Genomic DNA, 20,004 nt, shown 5'->3' on the forward strand with positions numbered 1-20,004 from the left:
CCCGCCAGTGCCGGATAAATCGCTAGCTCGGATGGACACATTCAGAGACTGTGCCCACCATCCACATTGACGATTGTGCCGGTCATATAGCGGCTGGCATCCGAGGCCAGCATCAGCACCACGCCGTCAAGATCCTGCGGTTCGCCAAGGCGGCGCAGTGGATTACGCCCTTTGAAGTAGCCTGCGGCGGGTCCGCTGAGCTGTTCCTCGTTGATTCGGGTCGGAAACCAGCCCGGAGAGATCGCATTGACGCGGATATCGTGCCCGGCCCATTCAAGCGCGAGCGCGCGCGTCATCTGGGTAATGCAGGCTTTGGACATGGAATAAGCCGCCGCACCCTTCTGCGGCCTGTCGCCCAGAATGCTGGTCGTATTGATAATGCAACCGCCTGCGCCATGAGCGATCATGCGGCGCGCGGCTTCCTGCGCCACGAAGAAAGCGCCAGCCACATTGACCTCGAAAATATGCTCCAGCATATCGCGTGTGGTATCAAGCGCCCGCGCCATATGGGCCACACCGGCATTGTTGAACAGGGTCGTAATCGGCCCGAAACGCTGCTCGGCTTCATCGAAGGCGCGTATGATTTCGTCAGGATGGGTTACATCAGCCATGATTTCCAAAACTTCGCCGCCCGACGGACACAGGCTTTCACCGGCATGCGTGCGCGAAATGGAGATCACTTTTGCTCCATGGCCCGCCAGCACCTGCACCATGCGCAGGCCCAGACCCGAGGAACCTCCCGTCACGGCAATGACCTTGCCCCGGACGGAAAAAAGCTGATCGTCAGTCATGCATCCCCTCAACTGCCAATCCATTTTCACCCCGATTAGAGCATTTCCAGCAAAAGTGCGTAGCGTCTGCGCGGGGAAATCAATTCGCTGGACTGATTTCTTATCCCGCTTCGATGCGTAGGATAATGCTCAAAAACAAATAGATAGAGCGGTTCCACAAATCGTCTTAACCGGAACCGCTCCAGGACATTCATAACGGCATTTAACCCGTGCATAGAGGCAAAAAACGCTTCAAATCAAGACAATACACAAAAGCCGCGCGAGCGTGATGAAAAGACGACACTTCCTGCCAATTGCAGAAGCCTTCATTCACGCACATCTTATCCGAAAACTGTTTCACAGTTTTGAGGATGTGCTCTATTGCAGAAGGCTGAGAGCCAAATTCATGGATTTGAGTGCTATGTCGAAGTCCCGCCCCCTCATTGCCGTACCGACTGACGTCAAACCTTTCGAGAATTACACCTGGCATGCAGCGCCGGATCAATATCTGGCTGCGGCCATCGATGTCGCGCAAGTGACGCCGCTTCTGGTGCCAAGCTTCGGCGACAAGATGGATCTCGACGCCATTCTCGACGCGGTGGATGGCGTGCTGATCACCGGCTCGAAATCCAACGTCAACCCTGCCCTTTACGGTGTCGAACCGAGTGCGGCATTCGAACCCTATGACGATGCGCGTGACGCGACCTCGCTGCCACTGATCCGCGCGGCCATTGAAAAAGGCGTGCCGGTACTGGCGATCTGCCGCGGCATTCAGGAATTGAATGTGGCGCTGGGTGGCACGCTGGCCACCGAAATTCAGGAATTGCAGGGCCGGATGGATCACCGTGCGCCGCAATCCGAAAGCCAGGCCGAGCGTTTCGCGATCCAGCACCCGATCCGGATCAAGCCGGATTCATGCCTTGGCGCAATTTTGAAAGAAGACAGCGTAAAGGTGAACTCGGTGCACCGTCAGGCCATCGACCGGCTTGCGCCGCGCCTTGAAGTGGAAGCCGTGGCCGAAGACGGCACCGTGGAAGCCGTCTCCGTCAAGGACGCCAAGGGTTTTGTCGTCGGCGTCCAATGGCACCCGGAATATTGGGTCCAGTCCGATGCCCCCTCGCGGAAGATATTCGAGGCGTTTGGCGAGGCGGTGCGGGAGCATAGGGGAATAGGGGAATAGGGGAATAGGGGAATAGGGGAATAGGGGAATAGGGGAATAGGGTGCGTGACGCCGAGGCGTCTATCAAGCACTTTCTTCACATACTCCCCTACTCCCTTACTGCCCTACTCCCCTACTCCCTTAACGGATTCCGTCTCCGGCACCGGCGTGATCGCCTTGCCGGTATCGAACCACGCAATGAGATTATCGATCACCAGATCGGCCATGGCCTGACGGGTCTTGTGCGATGCGGATGCGATATGCGGCAGCAAAACCGTGTTGGGCGCATCGAGCAGGCCCTGCGGCACGGATGGTTCGTTGGAGAAAACATCCAGTCCCGCAGCCGCAATCGTGCCGTCATTCAAAGCCTTGGCCAGCGCGTCTTCATCGACCAGCGAGCCGCGACCGACATTGATCAGAACGCCATCGGAACCGAGTGCTTGCAGCACGTCAGCATTGACCGCCTTGGCCGTTTCCGCACCACCCGGCGCAACCAGAATAAGCGTGTCGACCGCCTTGGCCAGCTCAAGCAGGCTTGGATAATAATCGTAAGCGACACCTTCCGCCTTGCGGCGGTTATGGTAGGAAACCGGCAGGCCAAACGCTTCCACACGATGGGCGACCGCCTTGCCGATACGGCCAAGGCCGAAAATGCCGACCTTGCGTCCGCGCAGCGAAAGCTTCGACAGCGGATAGCGGCCTTCCTTTTCCCAGCGGCCCGCACGCAGGAATTCCTGCGACTTCGACAATTCGCGCACCGTATCGATCAAAAGGCCGAGCGCCGTGTCGGCCACTTCGTCGGTCAGTACGTCCGGCGTGTTGGTGACCATCACGTTGCGGGTGGCGGCATGTTTGGCATCGACGGCATCATAACCGACGCCGAAATTGCCGATGATCTTCAGATTGGGCAAAGCGTCGATGAGCGCGGCATCCACGGTGGACATGCTGGCAATGCCCTGCACATCGCCAGCCCAGGCCGCATCAACGAGCGCCGCGTCGCCGCGCGGGATGCGGCGTACCGAAAACTCACCCGACAGGCGTTCGACGGCATAATCGTTGAAGTTACCGAGCACCAGAACGGTTGCGTCGCGCTTGGTCATGACAATATTCCTCTGGGCATTTCGCAGTTCGTGGGAGACCGGTAGCCGGTCAGCTTGAACCGGACCCGGAGCGTGGAAATCAGGGCTGTTTGGGCTTGGACGTCGATTGCCTTATATGCAGTTCCGGCTTGATGAGTTCCTGCGTCGAGGCAACCTCGACACCGTTCAGCTGATCGAGCAAAGCGCGGGCGGCGCGGCGTCCGACCTCGCGCTGGCCGTTCCAGACGGTCGTAAGCGCAGGCGTTGCAATCGCCGCCTCTTCCAGATCGTCATAGCCGGTGACCGATATGTCGTCGCCCGGCACAAGCCCGGCGCGCGCGATGCCATTCATCAGGCCGATTGCGGTCAGGTCGTTCCAGCACACGGCAGCCGTCGGCTTGTCCTTCAAGGCAAGGAACTGCGGCGCGACTTCAAACCCGCCCTGTTTGGTGCGCGGACCCGCGATGCGCCAGTCGTCGCGCACTTCAAGCCCGGCCTTCTCCATCGCCTGAACATAACCGCGATAACGGTCGCGACCGGTCGAGGTCTGGTCAGTGCCGCCGATCATTGCGATGCGCTTGTGACCAAGCGAAATCAGGTGATTGGTGGCAAGGCCGACGCCATAAGCATCGTCGCCCCGAAACACGGGCGCATGCACGCCCTCGACGCTGCGCGCGATAAATACGACCGGCAGGCCGTTATCCTCGGCGATCTGGATATCTTCCGGCGGCGTACCGATGGCGGGCGACATGATCACCCCGTCGGCGCCAAGCTGCAAAAGCGTGTCCATGAAGGTGCGCTGCTTTTCCAGCTGGTCGTAATGGTTGGACAAAATGAAGGTCTGGCGGGACCGGTCGAGTTCCGATTCGATGGATTTCAGAATTTCCGCGAAAAACGGGTTCATGATGTCGTGCACCACGACACCGACAATCCCCGACCGCGACGTGCGCAGGCTCGCTGCCCTGCGGTTGTAGATATAACCGATGGCGCGGGCATGTTCCTTGATCTTCTCACGGGTCTGGTCGGCAACAAGCGGACTGTCGCGCAGCGCAAGCGAAACGGTAGCCGTCGAAACACCCAGCGCATCAGCGATGGTCGAAAGCTTGATTTTCTGGGCCAAGTCGCCTCCCCCAACGGTCCATGCTACGAAAGCCCCGCGTCACATGTCACAAGGGCGTCATCATTAAAACGGTTATGCCATTGCAATTATTGAATTGAAAGTATTTTTGGCATCAAGCTGAAACCGCCGCCGCTTATTCAGCTTCGTCGTCGTCAATGGCATCGGCGGACGGTTCTTCCGCCACACGCGACAGACCGCGCAGCGCCAGATTGCCTTCCATACGACCCAGCATTTTCAGGAACGTCTTGCGCTCTTTCTTGTCGAGGCCCTTCAGCATGTCCTTGTCGGTCTTGCGAATGGATTTCTCGATGGCCTTGATCGTCTCAAGTCCCGCCTGCGTCAGATAAACATGCGACTGGCGCTGGTCGGTATCGGATGCACGCTTGGCAACGAAACCCTGCCCTTGCAGGCGGGCAATCGTCTTGGTGATGGTTGGCGGGCGCACGCCAAGCCGCTGCGCAAGCACGCCGGGTGTGAGACCGTCTTCAGCGGCCAGTTGCAGCATGACCGCATCCTGTCCGGCATAAAGTCCCTGTTCCAGAAGCCGTGTGGCCAGAACTGTTCTTGAAAGACGCGCCACGGATTGCAGCCGATAAAGTACAACCGCTTTATTGTCCTTGTTCATCGCCACCTCACCCTTTGTTGCGACTTCATTCTGTCGCTCGATCGACATTGCCGGAGATGTTTATAGCGTAAAATATTGTCCGACTTATGAAACAACAAGGTTAAAAACATTTCGCTGAAGTGAGGGGCGGTGTTTTTACCGCTTGGGTTGCCCCCCCGGCGAACCGACGTTAGGTTCGACCACCAGAAAAAACAGTGAGGAAAATATGACGGAACTGCGCGATCAGAACAGCGATATGATTGTCGTCCTGCCCCTTGGCGCACACGAACAGCATGGCCCTCACCTGCCGTTCGAGACGGACACGATCATCGCGGAAGGCATTGCCGCGCGGGTTGGCGAGGCGATACCGGCTGGTCTGAACGTCAATTTCCTGCCGGTGCAGCCGGTCGGCTATTCCATCGAACACATGGATACCGAAGGCACACAGAGCCTCGCCTTTTCGGAAGCGGTCAACCAGTGGATCGGCATCGGCGAAAACCTGCATGCGGGCGGCATCCGCAAGCTGGTGATGCTGAACGCCCATGGCGGCAACTCGCCATTGATGACCATCGTGGCGACCGAATTGCGCGTCCGGCTCGGCATGCTCGCAGTCGCGACCAGCTGGACCCGCTTCGGCCTGCCGGACGGCCTGATCACGCCGGAAGAAAAGGCGCTCGATATTCATGGCGGCTTTATCGAAACCTCGGTGATGCTGGCGCTGCGGCCCGATCTGGTGGATATGTCGAAAGCACGCAATTTCAGCAACGCCCAGTCACGCTACGCCGAGGAATTCAAGTTCCTGCGCGCCTATGGTCCGCACGCATTTGGCTGGAAGATGCACGATCTCAACCCGGAAGGCGTTGCAGGCAACGCTGCCGCAGCAACGGCGGAAGCAGGCGAAAAGCTGATCGCCAATGCCGTATCCGGCTTTGTCGAACTGCTGCGCGATGTCCATCGCTTCGATCTGGTGCGGTTCAAATCCTAGGGTTCATACCGATGGCGCGAATGTGAAGGGGCATATGTAATAATATAGCATTGCATATGGCATTACTGTCGTCGTTCCCTTATATGAAATGTCCGATCCGAAGTCCCGGCATGCGCCTTTGCGCACCGACCGATCCGGGGCCGCAACGTCTAGAGGCATGATCATGAGCCAGGCTGAAGCCCAAACCACAGCAGAGGCGACCACTGAAGCTGGCCGCATTCCCGTTACCGTTCTGACCGGCTATCTGGGCTCGGGAAAAACCACCCTTCTCAACCGCATTCTGACTGAGAATCACGGCAAGCGTTATGCCGTTATCGTCAATGAATTCGGCGAGATCGGCATCGACAACGACCTGATCGTCGAGTCGGATGAAGAAATCTACGAAATGAACAATGGCTGCATCTGCTGCACCGTGCGCGGCGACCTGATCCGCGTGGTGGAAGGTCTGATGCGCCGTCCGGGCCGTTTCGACGCCATCGTCGTGGAAACCACCGGCCTTGCCGATCCGGTTCCGGTCGCGCAGACTTTCTTCATGGATGACGATGTGCGCGCCAAGACTGGCCTCGACGCCGTTGTCGCCCTCGTGGATGCCAAGCATCTGCCGCTGCGCCTCAAGGACAGCCGCGAAGCTGAAGACCAGATTGCCTTTGCCGATGTGGTGCTGATCAACAAGACCGATCTGGTGACGCCGCAGGAACTGGCCACCATCGAAGCAACGGTTCGCGCCATCAACCCGCACGCCATCATCCATCGCACCGAGCGCGCCTCGATCCCGCTTGAGCGCGTTCTGGACCGTGGCGCCTTCGACCTGAAGCGCGTTTTGGAAAACGATCCGCATTTCCTCGACCATGATCATCCCGATCATGTCTGTGGTCCGGATTGCGACCACGATCACGGGCATGACCACCATCATCATGACCACCACGGGCACCACCACCATGCGCATGATCACGACCATGATCATCATCACCATGACCACGATCATGTCTGCGGCCCGGACTGTGACCACGATCATCACCACCACGATCATGCCTCGCCGATCCACGATGTGACGGTTAAGTCTGTTTCGCTGCGGGCCGGTGATATCGATCCGGCGAAATTCTTCCCGTGGATTCAGAACATCACCCAGACGCAGGGGCCGAACATTCTGCGCCTCAAGGGCATCATCGCTTTCAAGGAAGATCCTGACCGCTATGTGGTTCAGGGCGTTCACATGATCATCGAAGGCGATCACCAGCGCGCATGGAAGCCGGAAGAAAAGCGGGAAAGCCGTCTTGTCTTCATCGGACGCGAACTCGACCCGGCTGAATTGAAAGCCGGTTTCGAAAACTGCCAAGTCAAATAAGAAATACTGGACACTGATGCCTACAGTTGCCCCGTTTGACCTCGAAGGTCATTGTCTTCATGCGCGCTTCATCGGCGACGTTCCTTTCTTTGCCATGGCCGATGGGACGATCCATCGGCTGGATAACGGCAACCAGAGTTCGACGGCCCATGACGGACTGTTGAGCGCTGTGGTTGCCGTTGACGGCAAGTCGCTCATCACCGGCGGCGAAGACGGTCGCGTCTGCCGCACCGATGCCAGCGGCACGGTGACCGAACTCGCCAAGGTCCCGCGCAAATGGATGACGGCTGTTGCAGCCGGTCCCGGCGGTACGGTCGGCTTTGCATCGGGCCGTTCGGCATGGGTGCGCAACTCTGACGGCAAAGTGCAGGAATACACGCAGGAACGCAGCGTCGAAGGCATTGCCTTTGCGCCGAAGGGCCAGCGGCTTGCGATTGCCCGCTACAACGGGGCGACTCTAATCTGGACCGGCACCGCCGCCAAGCCCGTCGAACTGGAATGGAAAGGCGCGCATATCGGCGTCATTTTCTCGCCCGATGGCCGCTTTCTCATCACCTCGATGCAGGAAAATGCCTTGCATGGCTGGCGTCTGGAAGACGCCAAGCACATGCGCATGACCGGCTATCCGGCAAAGGTGAAGGACTGGTCGTGGAGCGTGAAGGCCAAGTGGCTTGCAACATCCGGCGCGCCTGCGGCCATCGTCTGGCCTTTTGCGGGCAAGGACGGCCCGATGGGTAAGGCCCCGCTTGAGCTTGGCCTGCGCGGCGACAGCATGGTAACGGCGGTTGCCTGCCATCCGGTCGAGGATATCGTCGCCATTGGTTATAATGACGGCATGATCATGCTGGTTCGTTTTGCCGATCAAAAGGAAGTTCTGCTGCGCCGCCCCGGCAAGGGCGCCATCTCCAGCATGGGCTGGGACGATCAGGGCCACCGCCTCGCTTTCGGTTCGGAAGTGGGGGATTGTGGCGTCGTCTCTTTAAGGGATTAGGGGAATAAGGGAGTAAGGCAGTAGGGGAATAGATTTTAAAAGAGTGTCAGGCGCTTCTCGCCCAACATACTCCCCTATTCCCTTATTCGCCTACTCCCCTAACTCACGGTCTCCTCATCGACACCGCAGGCGCACCGTCTGGTCCGAGCGACGCGACCCACTGGCTGATTGCGGCGGCATCCTTGTCGCCGAGCATGTGATCGGCATCAATCGTGCGCGCATCGACGCGCGCGCCGCTGGAGCGCAGAAGCGCGGAAAGCGCGGGCGCAAAGGGTGAGTAGAGCTTGTCTTCCTCGCCGGTGATCGTCAGCACGCGCGTCTTGCTCAGATTGGCAACCGGCGCATTGTCCAGCACCGGCATCGAGCGCATCAGCACGGCACGTTTCACCAGATCAGGATGCAGCATCATGGTTGCCGCCAGGAGATTGGCGCCGTTCGAATAGCCCACGAAAGTCGCGTGCGTAAGATCGAGGTCCTTGTCGTCGGCAAGCCGCGTCAGGAACGTCACGAAAGCATTGGCTTCGAGCTTGATATCCTTCTGGTCGAACTTGACCGGCGTGATGCGCTTGTACCAGCGCGTGCCGCCGTCCTGCATGACACGACCGCGAATGCCGAGCAGCGTGGCGCGCGGCCAGATTTTCGACGCCAGAGGAACAAGGCTGGTTTCATTGCCGCCCGAACCGTGCAGCAGGATAACCAGTTCGTTGGATGCTTTTTCCGGCGTATAGAAGCGGTGGATGAACTGCCTGCTGCGGGAGAAATTCTGTTCCGGCGTAATTTCCGTATCCATCTTCTTCTCGCGCATGGTGACGCCTTCACCGAGCTTCGGGGCGCCTTCTTCTTCTTTCATTGAAGCGGCAATACCGCTCAGTGCCTTGCCCTGACCTTTCGTGGAAACAGCCACAGGCTGCCCCTCAGCAAAAGCCGAGCCGGTCGATACCATAAGCGCAGCCGCCAAAGCGGCAATAAACATCTTCTTTACCATGATCTCTACATAGCCAACGAGACGTTAACGAAGGTTTGAAAGTGGCCCCTCAACAAGGCGATTGAGCACGGCCTTCGCGGCGAATGGAACTCTCTTAACAGCAGAGATTTAGCAGGAATGTGGCGAAATGCACGAAAAATTACGACCTGTTACAATTCTGTTACATCTTCATTGTGAGGCTTATTCGCCATCACTAAAGCGTGAGCCACACCGAAGCGATGAAAACTCCTTGCTTTTGACGTGTTTGGCGAGAAAATCAGCTATTATGCGGGAGAAAGAGATCAACGCCCATGAGCAGCTTTAAATTCAGCCGCCTTTCGCATGCCCGTCTCACTTATGATGCCGTGACACCGAAGAACCTCTATCTGCATCGCCGGCAGTTTATGGCGGGCCTCGGCGCGCTTGCTACCGCAGGCTTTGCGTCGTCGGCATTTGCAGATCCGCTCAAGGCTGTCGCATCCGCCTATAAGGTCGATGAAAAGCTGACCCCGAAGGCCGATGTCACCAGCTACAATAATTTCTATGAATTCGGCACCGACAAGAGTGACCCCGCCGCCAATTCCAGCGATTACAAGCCGCTGCCCTGGAAGCTGACCATCGATGGGCTGGTGAAGCAGCCGAAAGAATTCGACATGCGCGAGTTGATCGACAAGATGCCGCTGGAAGAGCGCATCTATCGTATGCGCTGTGTCGAGGCGTGGTCGATGGTAATCCCGTGGATCGGCTTTCCGCTGGCAAGCCTGCTGTCACAGGTGGAGCCGCTCGGCTCTGCCAAATATATCGCCTTCACCGGTGTCGTGCGCCCGGAGGAAATGCCCGGCCAGAAGGGGCTGTTTCAGGTGCTGGACTGGCCCTATGTCGAAGGGTTGCGACTGGACGAAGCCCGGCATCCGCTGACCATCCTGGCGGTCGGCCTATACGGCGAGACGCTTCCCAACGCCAATGGCGCGCCGATCCGGCTCGTAGTGCCGTGGAAATATGGTTTCAAAGGCATCAAGGCCATTACCCGTATCTCCTTTGTCGAGAAGCAGCCGCCCACCTCGTGGCAGCAGCAGGCCGCCAATGAATATGGTTTCTATGCCAATGTGAACCCGGCGGTCGATCATCCCCGCTGGAGCCAGGCGACAGAACGGCGCATCGGTGAGGACAGTTTCTTCGCTTCCAGCCGCCGCCCGACCCTGCCCTTCAACGGCTATGCGGACGAAGTCGCGTCGCTTTATACCGGCATGGACCTGAAGGCGAATTACTGACATGGCAGCCGAGAGAATGGGTGCAACCGAAGGGGGCGCGAAAAAGCCGACGCGTCGCCAGACTGATGGCTGGAAGGTCTGGTTGCTGTATGCGGCGGGGTTTGTTCCGGCTGTCTGGACCTTCTATCTCGGCGCGACCGGCGGCCTTGGCGCCGATCCGGTCAAGACGTTCGAACATACGCTCGGTCTCTGGGCGCTGCGCTTGCTGATCCTGACATTGCTCGTCACCCCGATCCGCGACCTGACCGGCATCAGCCTGCTGCGCTATCGCCGGGCGCTCGGTCTTCTCGCCTTCTATTATGCGCTTATGCATTTCGCGACCTATATGGTGCTCGATCAGGCGCTGAATTTTCCGGTTATCGTCGCCGATATTCTCCGCCGCCCTTTCATCACCATCGGCATGATCAGTCTCGTGCTGCTGGTGCCTTTGGCGCTGACATCCAACAACTGGTCGATCCGTCGGCTCGGACGCCGCTGGACCAGCCTGCACAAGCTCGTCTATGTCGCCATTGCAGGCGGTGCGATCCATTTCATCCTATCCGTGAAAAGCTGGCCCGCAGAGCCGATCATCTATGCCGCTATCGTCGCAGCGCTGCTGCTGTGGCGGCTGGTGCGTCCCTACAGGCGCAATCGAAAGACATCCGCGCCGCGCCCGCGTGGAGAGGCTGTCGCCTTAAAGAAGTAACGGCTAATAGAAGAGCTTCTTTTTACAGATTCCAATGTACTGAACTAAATTTATCCATTTTTTGGATAAGCAATGACATTGCGCCGCAAATCATGTCAGTATCGCCGCCAATTCCACATTGATTACCACAACTGGCGAGCACTGAGGCCCATGACGTCTATTTTGAAATCGGCGCCCGTTCGCATCGCAGGCAAGTTTATCTTCATCCTTTTCGCTCTTATCTTTGCGATCTGGGCGAGTTTGGCGATGTGGTATCAGTTGCCCTTCGGCAGCGTTGTTCGCCAGGCGATCATCGCGCTGTGGTTGCTCTTCACCCTCTGGACCATAGCCGGGGAAAGGCGCTTCTCCTGCTGGCGCAAACGGCTGTTCTTCTGCCTCCTCGCGCTCATCATCCTCGGCTGGTGGACGACCATCCGCCCTTCCCTCGACCGCATGTGGGCGCCGGACGTCGCGCGCATCGTTACCGGCAAGGTGGATGGCGATATCGTCACGCTCACCAATGTTCGCGATTTCGAATGGCGCACGACGGAAGACTTTACCGAAAATTGGAAAGACGAAACCTACGATCTCAGCAAGATCACTTCGGTTGATATCTACCTGTCCTACTGGTCGAGCCCGGCCATCGCTCACACGCTGCTTTCATTCGGCTTTGCGGATGGGCGTCATGTGGTCTTCTCCGGCGAAATCCGCCGCGAGCATCATGAGGTCTTCTCGTCTATTGGCGGCTTTTTCCGAGAATTCGAGCTGGCGATGATCGCCGCCGAGGAACGGGACATCATCTATCTGCGCACCAATATCCGCAAGGAAGACGTCTACCGCTATCAGGTAAAACTGCCGCCCGGCCCGGCCAGACAATTGTTCCTGTCCTATGTCGAGCGCGGCAACCAGCTGGCCGCAAAGGCGGAATTCTACAACACGCTGACCACCAACTGCACGACCATGATCTTCGACATGGCGCGGCTGCTCGATCCAACATTCCCGTTCGACTATCGCATTCTGCTGTCAGGCTATCTGCCCGGCTATCTTTTCGACAATGGCTGGATCGAGAATGGCGGCTCACTGGAAGACGTACGCCAGCGCGCATCCATCGACGCAAAAGCGCAGGCAGGCGGACGCGACGGTTTTTCGCAACGCATCCGCGAATAAAAAACCCCGCTTCGCAGCGGGGCTTTCTCAAGCATTCGCGCTGGGATCAGATCGCAGCGGTGATGATGATTTCGACCTTGTAGTCCGGCGTTGCAAGGGCTGCTTCACCGGTTGCACGAGCTGGCGTGTTGGCCGGATCGACCCAGGCATCCCAGACAGCGTTCATTTCGGCGAAATCCTTCATGTCGGCGAGCCAGATGATCGCCTGAAGAATCTTCGACTTGTCCGAACCGGCTTCCTTGAGCAGGCGGTCCACTTCGGCCAGAACGGCCTTGGTCTGATCGGTCACGCTGGCGCCGGGCTCACCCACCTGACCGGCGAGATAAACGGTGTTGCCGTGGACCACGGCCTGGCTCATGCGTGGACCAACTCCGATGCGACGGATGCTCATGGTGAACTCCTCTGAATGCTGCTGCGGAAAGTGTTCCGCATTGGAAAAAATGTGCGCTCTCTTATGGAAGCCCAAGTGCCGTTTGGCAATGGCGTTGCCATGCGTGATCGCTTAAATTCGAAAACAGGAGGACCGACCATGGAGAAGCCGCTTGCCGACATCTACCGCGATTACATCGCCTGCCTGAACGGACAGGACTGGGAAAATCTCGGCCACTTTGTCCATCAGGCGGTCTCGCATAATGGCAGAGCTTTCGGACTGGCGGGCTATCGCGCCATGCTGGAGCAGGATTTCAAGGCGATCCCCGATCTCCAATTCAGTATAGACCTGCTGGTCTGCGAACCACCGACAGTCGCAGCCCGTCTGGCTTTCGATTGCACGCCCGTTGGCGTCTTTCTCGGCTTGCCGGTCAATGGCCGCAGGATCAGCTTCGCCGAAAACGTCTTTTACACCTTCGAGAAGGGACTGATTAAAGGGGTCTGGTCGATCATCGACAAAGCTTCTATCGAAGCACAGCTTTGATCGCATCTGCGGATTGACTCTTGAGGCCCCTCCCCCTATAAGCCGCGTCACGTTCGCCCGCGCGGGTCTACGGATGGTTTATGCTGTCCGCCGCAGGGAAAAGAACCAGCTCCTGTTCAATAGAGCATGATCCCGAATAAGGGTAACCGGTCTCGGACCAGATCATGTTCCACTGAAAAACAGAATTAAGAAGGGCCGCACACCGCGGTATTAAAAAAATGAAGCGCACTTATCAGCCATCCAAGATCGTCCGCAAGCGTCGTCACGGTTTCCGTGCACGCATGGCTACCACCGGCGGCCGCAAGGTTCTCGCCGCTCGCCGTTCGCGCGGCCGTAAGCGGCTTTCCGCTTAATCTTTGCCCGCGCAATCCGGGCCTGTTGAGATTCTGGCTATGGCGAGACGAAAATGGCGGCTTGCGAGAACCGGAGCGGAGTGTACTTTAAGGTACATGAGCACCGGAAGCGCAGAAAGCAGCCATTTGCAGGCCGCCAGAGCCTGAATAACAGCAGGGCCAAGCGCGGTGAACAAAGACATGAAAAAGCCGAAACAAATACTCCGCCTTCGTAAGAGAGCGGAGTTTTTGGCTTTAAGGAACGGTGAAAAGCGGCGTGGCCCGCTGTTTCTTCTCGAAGTCCGCGTGCGGACGGAAGAGGAATCGGCAGCCGCCAAAATTGGCGACAAGCCCCGCGCCGGCTTCACCGTCACCAAGAAGAACGGCAACGCCGTGATACGAAATCGCATCCGCCGCAGGCTGAGAGAAGCGGTACGTTGTCACGCAGGGCGTGACATGGCGCCTTCGACCGACTATGTGATCGTAGCGCGCGAGCAAGCTCTCACTGCGCCCTTTTCGCGACTGACCGATGAACTCACCCGCCGCATCAAGGCGAAGGGCGAGCGGAAAGGCGAAGGGAAACGCCGAACGGAAAGACCGGAATCAGGACCCGTCAATGGAAAATAAACGCAATTTCTTCATCACCATTGCCCTGTCCATCCTCATACTGACGCTGTGGCAAGTGTTTTATCTGGGTCCGAAAACGGAAGCCCAGCGGGAGCAGGCACGCATTGAGGAGCAGCAGCGGCAGGCCCAGCAGGCAGCCCAGGGTGGCCAGGCAGGCAACGGTGCGGGCGATACGCCACAGGCGCCAGCCGCTTCGGGCACAATTCCCGGCCATGGTGATGTGGCAGCCGCAGGCGGCACGCTGACCCGCGAAGCCGCAATCGCTCAGACTGAGCGCGTTCAGATCGACACGCCTTCGCTGCGCGGTTCGATCAACCTGACCGGCGCGCGTCTCGACGATCTCTTCCTCAAAAATTATCACGAAACCGTCGACAACAATTCTCCGAATATCGAACTGCTCGCGCCATCGGCGCTGAAGCAGGGCTATTTCGTTGAGCTCGGCTTCACCGGCAATGACACGACCGGCCCGGTTCCGGGTCCGAACACGGTCTGGTCCGTGGAAGGCAACAACAAGCTGACTCCATCCACGCCGGTCACGCTGAGCTATACCAACGAGAAGAACATCACCTTCAAGCGCGTCATCTCGGTTGACGACGCCTATATGTTCTCCGTTGACGACACGATCACAAACAATACCGGCGCACCGATTTCGCTGGCCTCTTATGGCCGCGTAACCCGCTTCAACCAGCCGGAACATGCCAGCGCTACCTATGTTCTGCATGAAGGCCTGATCGGCGTTATGGGTCAGGACGGCCTACAGGAAATCAAATATTCCAAGGTCGAAGACGACAAGGACATCTCGTTCAAGGACGTCATGGGCGGCTGGCTCGGCATCACCGACAAGTATTGGGCTGCAACGCTCGTACCGCCGCAGGACGAAAAGTTCACCGGCCGCTTCTCGCACTTCACCAATGATCGCCCGCGCTACCAGACCGATTTCCTCGGCGCGCCGATGACCATTGAGGCCGGCCAGTCGCATTCGCTGAAGAACCAGGTCTTCGCCGGTGCAAAGGTCGTCACGCAGATTCAGGCTTACGAAAAGCAGCTCAGCATCAAGCAGTTCGAACTGCTGATCGACTGGGGCTGGTTCTACTTCATCACCAAGCCGATGTTCTACCTCATCGACTGGATCTACAAGTTCTCGGGCAATTTCGGCGTCGCCATTCTGGTTGTCACCGTTCTGCTCAAGGGCCTGTTCTTCCCGCTCGCCAACAAGTCGTACAAGTCGATGGCGCGCATGAAGCTGGTTCAGCCGAAGATGACGGAAATCCGCGAGAAATACGCGGACGACAAGATGAAGCAGCAGCAGGAAATGATGCGGCTCTACAAGGAAGAGAAGATCAATCCGCTTGCAGGCTGCTGGCCGGTGCTGGTGCAGATTCCGGTGTTCTTCGCCTTGTATAAGGTTCTCTACGTCACCATCGAAATGCGCCATGCGCCGTTCTTTGGCTGGATTCAGGATCTTGCAGCGCCCGATCCGACATCGCTCTTCAACCTGTTCGGCCTTCTGCCTTTCGCAGTACCGCACTTCCTGATGATCGGCGTCTGGCCGCTGCTGATGGGCATCACAATGTTCCTGCAGATGCGCATGAACCCGACGCCGCCAGACCCGACGCAGGCTGCGATCTTCACCTGGATGCCGATTATCTTCACCTTCATGCTGGCTTCGTTCCCGGCTGGTCTCGTGATCTACTGGGCATGGAACAACCTGCTCTCGATCACCCAGCAGGGCATCATCATGAAGCGTCAGGGCGTCAAGATCGAGCTTTGGGACAATCTGAGGGACCTCTTCAAGCGAAAGCCGAAAGAGGCCAAAAAGTAAAATCTGAAAAACCCCGCTTAGGCGGGGTTTTTTATGCCGTCATGTTGACAATGCGGCCCATACCATTGATGCGTGTCACTGACAGAATAAAGCGACCAGGATAAGAACATTGAGCGAGCAGGATAAGAAGCAGGCGGCAATCAATGCGGCTCAGGCAGCGGCAGATGCGACCCGCGCGGCGCAGGCGGCACTGGTCGAGCAAGGCCGTGCGCTGTTCAAGAAGTCATGGATCTTCATCCGTGGCGTGCCGTCGATGCAATTCCTGCCGCCGGAAGGTCCGGTGGAGATCGCCTTTGCGGGACGCTCCAATGTCGGCAAGTCATCGCTGATCAATGCTCTGGTCAACAAGAAGGGCCTTGCGCGCACGTCCAATACGCCGGGCCGCACGCAGGAACTGAACTATTTCGTGCCGGACGGTTATTCCGGCGAAAACGGCGACCTGCCGCCGCTCGCCCTCGTGGATATGCCGGGCTACGGTTTTGCCGAAGCGCCAAAAGCCCATGTCGATGCCTGGACGCGACTCGTTTTCGACTATCTGCGCGGACGTACCACACTGAAGCGCGTCTATGTGCTGATCGATGCGCGCCACGGCATTAAGAAGAACGACGCCGAAGTGCTTGACCTTCTCGACAAGGCCGCCGTGTCCTATCAGATTGTGCTGACCAAGATCGACAAGATCAAACCGGCAGGCGTGCCGCGCCTGATGGCGGATACGCACAAGCTCACCTTCCGTCGTGCAGCCTGCTTTCCGGGCATTATCGCCACCTCGTCGGAAAAGGGCCTCGGCCTCGACGATTTGCGTGCAGCTGTGGCTCTGGTGATCAAAGAGTCATGATTTCAGCCTGACCTGTCCTCAGAGAGGACAGGTTTCCGGCAGGTCGTTCAGTCCCTGATTGCGGCGCTCGAACTGCACGTCGGTCTTTGCCCCGTCGCGGGTAATGCGCAGCACATAAATACTGTCGAAATCGTCGCCCGACCATTTGGGCACGCTATGCTTGTCGCCACCGTTCTCCTTGACGATGTCGCGCACCAGCTTGACGATCTGCTTATGCTCCCAGCCAACCAGAACAGTTGCATTGCGATAGGCAGGCGCTTCCAGCGCTTCTTCCAGCTTGTCGATATCTTCGAAACCGAAGCGCGTATCCACCGGCAGGCCAAGCGATATCGCGGTCGGTTCGACCGTGGCGAGCGGACGCACATAGGCATAGGTTCCGCCCTTGTCGTCCTTCTCCTCCGACGGATTGGGCGCGAAAATCGCAGCCGGTTTGCCGAACTGTTTTGCGATGATCGCGGGCAGTTTCAGCGCGCGATTCAGGCCACGGCAGTTCAACTGGCCCAACCCGTTTTCCGGCTTTTCGCCGTGTCTAACAAAGACCACGGTTTGCGTGGAGGATGCCGCCATCGCAATATTCTGGGCGGCATTGAGGGCAAGGAGTGACCCCACAACGGTCAAAATAAACCGGCGCATCGAAACAACTTTCTTCATGGAACCGTGAAACTATAAAATCATATTTTGCATAGAACATAGGCACATACATAAGAAGCCGTTTCCAGCAAACTATTCGTGAAAAATAAGCAGCGAGACCGTTTTCGCGGATTCCATTTGAATCAAAACCGGTCTAGAAAAGCCTGCCTCTTCTGCCCTGTCGCCAGCCATGGAGCCCGCGATGACGACCCTTGATAATCCCGAAATGCAAGCACAACTCCTCTCCGCCGCCCTGCCCTATATGCAGCGCTACGAGAACAAGCATGTCGTCGTGAAATATGGCGGCCACGCCATGGGCAATCCGGAGCTCGGCAAGGCCTTTGCCCGCGATATTGCGCTTTTGAAGCAATCGGGCATCAACCCGATTGTGGTGCATGGCGGCGGCCCGCAGATTCAGGCCATGCTGACCAAGCTTGGCATCGAATCCCGTTTTGAGGGCGGCCTGCGCGTCACCGACGAAAAGACCGTCGAAGTGGTGGAAATGGTTCTGGCCGGTTCCATCAACAAGGAAATCGTCGCTCTGATCAATGCCGAAGGCGAATGGGCCATCGGCCTGTGCGGCAAGGACGGTAACATGGTCTTCGCGCAGAAGGCGCACAAGACCGTTATCGACCCCGATTCCAACATCGAAAAGGTGCTTGATCTGGGCTTTGTTGGCGAGCCGGCGGAAGTCGACCGCACCCTGCTCGACCTTCTGGCGCGTTCCGAGATGATCCCGGTCATCGCACCGGTCGCTCCGGGCCGTGACGGCCACACCTACAACATCAATGCCGACACTTTTGCAGGCGCTATCGCAGGCGCGCTGGCCGCAACCCGTCTTCTGTTCCTGACCGACGTTCCCGGCGTGCTGGACAAGGACAAGAAGCTGATCAAGGAACTCTCCGTTGCCGATGCGCAGGCGCTCATCAAGGACGGCACGATTTCCGGCGGCATGATCCCGAAGGTCGAAACCTGCATCGAAGCAATCCGCCGTGGCGTGGAAGGTGTTGTCATCCTGAATGGCAAGACGCCGCATTCCGTCCTGCTGGAACTCTTCACCGAACATGGTGCCGGCACGCTCATCGTGCCATAAAGACCCATGACCAATAGTTCCAATCCTTCGGCCTTCACCCCAGCCTTTGAGCACGTCACTGACTGGGTGTTCGACCTCGACAACACGCTCTATCCCCACGCCGCCAATCTATTCTCGCAGATCGACGTGAAGATGACGAGCTATGTCGAAAACCTGCTGCAATTGCCACGCGAGGAAGCTCGCCGCATCCAGAAACAGTTCTATCTCGACTATGGCACCACGCTGAAAGGCCTGATGGAATGCCACCAGATCGACCCGGACGACTTTCTGCAAAAGGTTCACGATATCGACTATAGCTGGCTGAAGCCCGATCCGGCGCTCGGCGAAGCGATCAAGTCGCTGCCGGGCCGTCGCTTCATCTTCACCAATGGCGATCGCGGCCACGCCGAACGCGCTGCACGCCAGCTCGGCATTCTGGATAATTTCGACGATATCTTCGACATTGTTGCTGCCGGGCTGATGCCAAAACCCGAACGCGTCACCTATGACCGCTTCCTCGGCGCTTTCGGCATCGATGCCAGCAAGGCCGTGATGTTTGAAGATCTGGCACGCAATCTCGTCGTGCCGAAAGCGCTTGGCATGAAAACCGTCCTGGTGGTGCCGAATAATTTTGAGCCGACCTTCTCGGAAATATGGGAAAGCGACCCGGAATTTACCGATCAGGTCGATTATGTGACGGATAACCTGACCCAATTTCTGGAACAAATTATTGCAGGCAGATAGGCATTTTACCGGCCTCGAAAAATCAATCGATGCGGCGGCCCACCGCGTCCTCGACCGGCTGCCGCGCAATCGCCTGACCGATGGGCTGATCGAATTTCTGGTCTTCGGGCTGAAACAGGCATGGGCATGCCTGTTCGGCGGTGCCATGCTCGGCCTTATCATCCTCACCCGCTGGCTTTGGCCGGAAAGCGGCATCGGCGGTATCGCCAATATCGTCACCCGCTATGACTTTCTGTTCCTTTCCGCTGTCGCCATCCAGCTTGCCATGCTCGTCTTCAAGCTGGAGGCGTGGGAGGAAGCCAAGGTCATCCTGATTTTCCACGTTGTCGGCACGGCGATGGAAGTGTTCAAGACCCATGCGGGTTCATGGGTCTATCCTGAAGAAAACTTCTTCCGTATTGGCGGCGTACCGCTGTTTTCAGGCTTCATGTATGCGGCGGTCGGCTCCTATATGGCGCGCATCAACCGTATCTTCGATATCAGACTGAACCATTATCCGCCGCTCTGGACAACGCTGGTGCTGGCAGCCGCGATCTACGTCAATTTCTTCGCCCATCATTTCATCTGGGATATTCGCTGGCCGCTGTTTGCGCTGACATTCGCCTTGTTCTGGCGCACCAGCATGCATTATCGCGTGTTTCGTTTTCGGCACAAAATGCCTCTGCTCGTCGCCTTCCTGCTGACCTCGCTGTTCATCTGGTTTGCGGAAAATATCGGCACATGGTCGAAGGCCTGGCTCTACCCCAACCAGCACAATGGCTGGGTGCCGGTTTCGCTCGGCAAGCTCGGCTCATGGTATCTTCTGATGATCATCTCGGTGGTGCTGGTTACGCTGGTTCATCGCCCTCGCCCCTATCAGGGAGAGGAGGACGCCCGGTCTCCCGTTCCGGAACAGGCGGAAGCATAGCCC

General features: G+C 57.8%; 22 protein-coding genes. 15 read left to right on the forward strand and 7 right to left on the reverse strand.

Going from position 1 to position 20,004, the window contains the following annotated elements; translation table 11 throughout:
- Window positions 1-41: 41 nt before the first annotated feature.
- The gene (locus HWD97_RS15190; RefSeq protein WP_171319585.1) at window positions 42-791 is read right to left on the reverse strand and encodes an SDR family NAD(P)-dependent oxidoreductase; all 750 of its coding nucleotides are present in this window, start codon (window positions 789-791) and stop codon (window positions 42-44) included.
- 400 nt (window positions 792-1,191) lie between these two features.
- Here HWD97_RS15190 and HWD97_RS15195 point away from each other — a divergent pair, with 400 nt between their 5' ends.
- Entirely contained in the window at window positions 1,192-1,950 is a 759-nt protein-coding gene (locus HWD97_RS15195) for a gamma-glutamyl-gamma-aminobutyrate hydrolase family protein (RefSeq protein ID WP_140026330.1), read from the forward strand.
- Between the two features lie 104 nt (window positions 1,951-2,054).
- Here HWD97_RS15195 and HWD97_RS15200 read toward each other — a convergent pair whose 3' ends face one another.
- From HWD97_RS15200 to HWD97_RS15210, 3 genes are all read right to left on the reverse strand, one after another.
- Complete coding sequence (locus tag HWD97_RS15200) at window positions 2,055-3,029, reverse strand: 2-hydroxyacid dehydrogenase (RefSeq protein WP_339440766.1); 975 nt, start codon at window positions 3,027-3,029, stop codon at window positions 2,055-2,057.
- A gap of 79 nt (window positions 3,030-3,108) precedes the next feature.
- Complete coding sequence (locus HWD97_RS15205) at window positions 3,109-4,128, reverse strand: LacI family DNA-binding transcriptional regulator (RefSeq protein ID WP_109369625.1); 1,020 nt, start codon at window positions 4,126-4,128, stop codon at window positions 3,109-3,111.
- Between the two features lie 133 nt (window positions 4,129-4,261).
- A complete protein-coding gene (locus tag HWD97_RS15210) occupies window positions 4,262-4,753 on the reverse strand; it encodes a MarR family winged helix-turn-helix transcriptional regulator (protein WP_140026327.1) in 492 nt (163 codons plus the stop codon).
- A gap of 205 nt (window positions 4,754-4,958) precedes the next feature.
- Here HWD97_RS15210 and HWD97_RS15215 point away from each other — a divergent pair, with 205 nt between their 5' ends.
- The 3 genes from HWD97_RS15215 to HWD97_RS15225 all read left to right on the forward strand — a co-directional run bounded on the left by HWD97_RS15215 (window position 4,959) and on the right by HWD97_RS15225 (window position 8,053).
- Window positions 4,959-5,717: a creatininase family protein gene (locus HWD97_RS15215; protein WP_339440763.1), complete on the forward strand. Its 759-nt coding sequence runs from the start codon at window positions 4,959-4,961 to the stop codon at window positions 5,715-5,717.
- A gap of 163 nt (window positions 5,718-5,880) precedes the next feature.
- Window positions 5,881-7,062, forward strand: coding sequence for a GTP-binding protein (locus HWD97_RS15220; protein ID WP_371835178.1), 1,182 nt, complete (start codon window positions 5,881-5,883; stop codon window positions 7,060-7,062).
- A gap of 16 nt (window positions 7,063-7,078) precedes the next feature.
- On the forward strand, window positions 7,079-8,053 hold the full coding sequence (locus HWD97_RS15225) for a WD40 repeat domain-containing protein (RefSeq protein ID WP_171319587.1): 975 nt from the start codon (window positions 7,079-7,081) through the stop codon (window positions 8,051-8,053).
- A 103-nt stretch (window positions 8,054-8,156) separates the two neighbouring features.
- Here the strand turns inward: HWD97_RS15225 and HWD97_RS15230 are convergent, their stop codons facing one another.
- Window positions 8,157-9,038 carry an alpha/beta hydrolase gene (locus HWD97_RS15230; RefSeq protein WP_109369629.1) on the reverse strand — a complete coding sequence of 294 codons (882 nt, stop codon included), beginning with the start codon at window positions 9,036-9,038 and terminating at the stop codon, window positions 8,157-8,159.
- A gap of 290 nt (window positions 9,039-9,328) precedes the next feature.
- On the opposite strand from HWD97_RS15230, the gene msrP reads away from it, so the two are divergent.
- The 3 genes from msrP to HWD97_RS15245 all read left to right on the forward strand — a co-directional run bounded on the left by msrP (window position 9,329) and on the right by HWD97_RS15245 (window position 12,119).
- The gene (msrP, locus tag HWD97_RS15235; RefSeq protein ID WP_121538853.1) at window positions 9,329-10,288 is read left to right on the forward strand and encodes a protein-methionine-sulfoxide reductase catalytic subunit MsrP; all 960 of its coding nucleotides are present in this window, start codon (window positions 9,329-9,331) and stop codon (window positions 10,286-10,288) included.
- 16 nt (window positions 10,289-10,304) lie between these two features.
- Window positions 10,305-10,973, forward strand: a complete 669-nt coding sequence (gene msrQ / locus HWD97_RS15240; RefSeq protein ID WP_371835224.1) for a protein-methionine-sulfoxide reductase heme-binding subunit MsrQ — start codon at window positions 10,305-10,307, stop codon at window positions 10,971-10,973.
- Between the two features lie 150 nt (window positions 10,974-11,123).
- On the forward strand, window positions 11,124-12,119 hold the full coding sequence (locus tag HWD97_RS15245) for a DUF4105 domain-containing protein (protein ID WP_171319589.1): 996 nt from the start codon (window positions 11,124-11,126) through the stop codon (window positions 12,117-12,119).
- A 46-nt stretch (window positions 12,120-12,165) separates the two neighbouring features.
- Here HWD97_RS15245 and HWD97_RS15250 read toward each other — a convergent pair whose 3' ends face one another.
- Window positions 12,166-12,510 carry a RidA family protein gene (locus HWD97_RS15250; RefSeq protein WP_140026322.1) on the reverse strand — a complete coding sequence of 115 codons (345 nt, stop codon included), beginning with the start codon at window positions 12,508-12,510 and terminating at the stop codon, window positions 12,166-12,168.
- Window positions 12,511-12,648: 138 nt separating this feature from the next.
- On the opposite strand from HWD97_RS15250, the gene HWD97_RS15255 reads away from it, so the two are divergent.
- From HWD97_RS15255 to yihA, 5 genes are all read left to right on the forward strand, one after another.
- On the forward strand, window positions 12,649-13,032 hold the full coding sequence (locus HWD97_RS15255) for an ester cyclase (protein WP_171319590.1): 384 nt from the start codon (window positions 12,649-12,651) through the stop codon (window positions 13,030-13,032).
- Between the two features lie 218 nt (window positions 13,033-13,250).
- Window positions 13,251-13,385: a 50S ribosomal protein L34 gene (rpmH, locus tag HWD97_RS15260; RefSeq protein ID WP_006467565.1), complete on the forward strand. Its 135-nt coding sequence runs from the start codon at window positions 13,251-13,253 to the stop codon at window positions 13,383-13,385.
- Between the two features lie 180 nt (window positions 13,386-13,565).
- A complete protein-coding gene (gene rnpA / locus HWD97_RS15265) occupies window positions 13,566-13,991 on the forward strand; it encodes a ribonuclease P protein component (RefSeq protein ID WP_121538857.1) in 426 nt (141 codons plus the stop codon).
- The gene (gene yidC / locus HWD97_RS15270; RefSeq protein WP_121538858.1) at window positions 13,981-15,813 is read left to right on the forward strand and encodes a membrane protein insertase YidC; all 1,833 of its coding nucleotides are present in this window, start codon (window positions 13,981-13,983) and stop codon (window positions 15,811-15,813) included. The genes rnpA and yidC overlap by 11 nt, the downstream gene beginning before the upstream one ends.
- A gap of 190 nt (window positions 15,814-16,003) precedes the next feature.
- Complete coding sequence (yihA, locus tag HWD97_RS15275) at window positions 16,004-16,648, forward strand: ribosome biogenesis GTP-binding protein YihA/YsxC (protein ID WP_235858999.1); 645 nt, start codon at window positions 16,004-16,006, stop codon at window positions 16,646-16,648.
- An 18-nt stretch (window positions 16,649-16,666) separates the two neighbouring features.
- On the opposite strand, the gene HWD97_RS15280 is transcribed toward yihA, so the two are convergent.
- On the reverse strand, window positions 16,667-17,299 hold the full coding sequence (locus HWD97_RS15280; protein WP_371835179.1) for a hypothetical protein: 633 nt from the start codon (window positions 17,297-17,299) through the stop codon (window positions 16,667-16,669).
- A 181-nt stretch (window positions 17,300-17,480) separates the two neighbouring features.
- Between HWD97_RS15280 and argB the strand changes: the two genes are divergently transcribed.
- Genes argB through HWD97_RS15295 form a run of 3 tightly spaced genes read left to right on the forward strand, consistent with a single transcriptional unit; the run spans window position 17,481 to window position 20,001 of the window.
- Entirely contained in the window at window positions 17,481-18,371 is an 891-nt protein-coding gene (gene argB, locus HWD97_RS15285; protein WP_109369636.1) for an acetylglutamate kinase, read from the forward strand.
- Window positions 18,372-18,377: 6 nt separating this feature from the next.
- On the forward strand, window positions 18,378-19,094 hold the full coding sequence (locus HWD97_RS15290; RefSeq protein ID WP_140026316.1) for a pyrimidine 5'-nucleotidase: 717 nt from the start codon (window positions 18,378-18,380) through the stop codon (window positions 19,092-19,094).
- Complete coding sequence (locus HWD97_RS15295) at window positions 19,081-20,001, forward strand: DUF817 domain-containing protein (protein ID WP_371835180.1); 921 nt, start codon at window positions 19,081-19,083, stop codon at window positions 19,999-20,001. The genes HWD97_RS15290 and HWD97_RS15295 overlap by 14 nt, the downstream gene beginning before the upstream one ends.
- The last annotated feature ends 3 nt before the right edge of the window (window positions 20,002-20,004 follow it).

Origin of the sequence: Ochrobactrum sp. C6C9 (assembly GCF_022627935.1) — a bacterium.
In the GTDB taxonomy this organism is placed as follows: Bacteria; Pseudomonadota; Alphaproteobacteria; order Rhizobiales; family Rhizobiaceae; genus Brucella; species Brucella teleogrylli.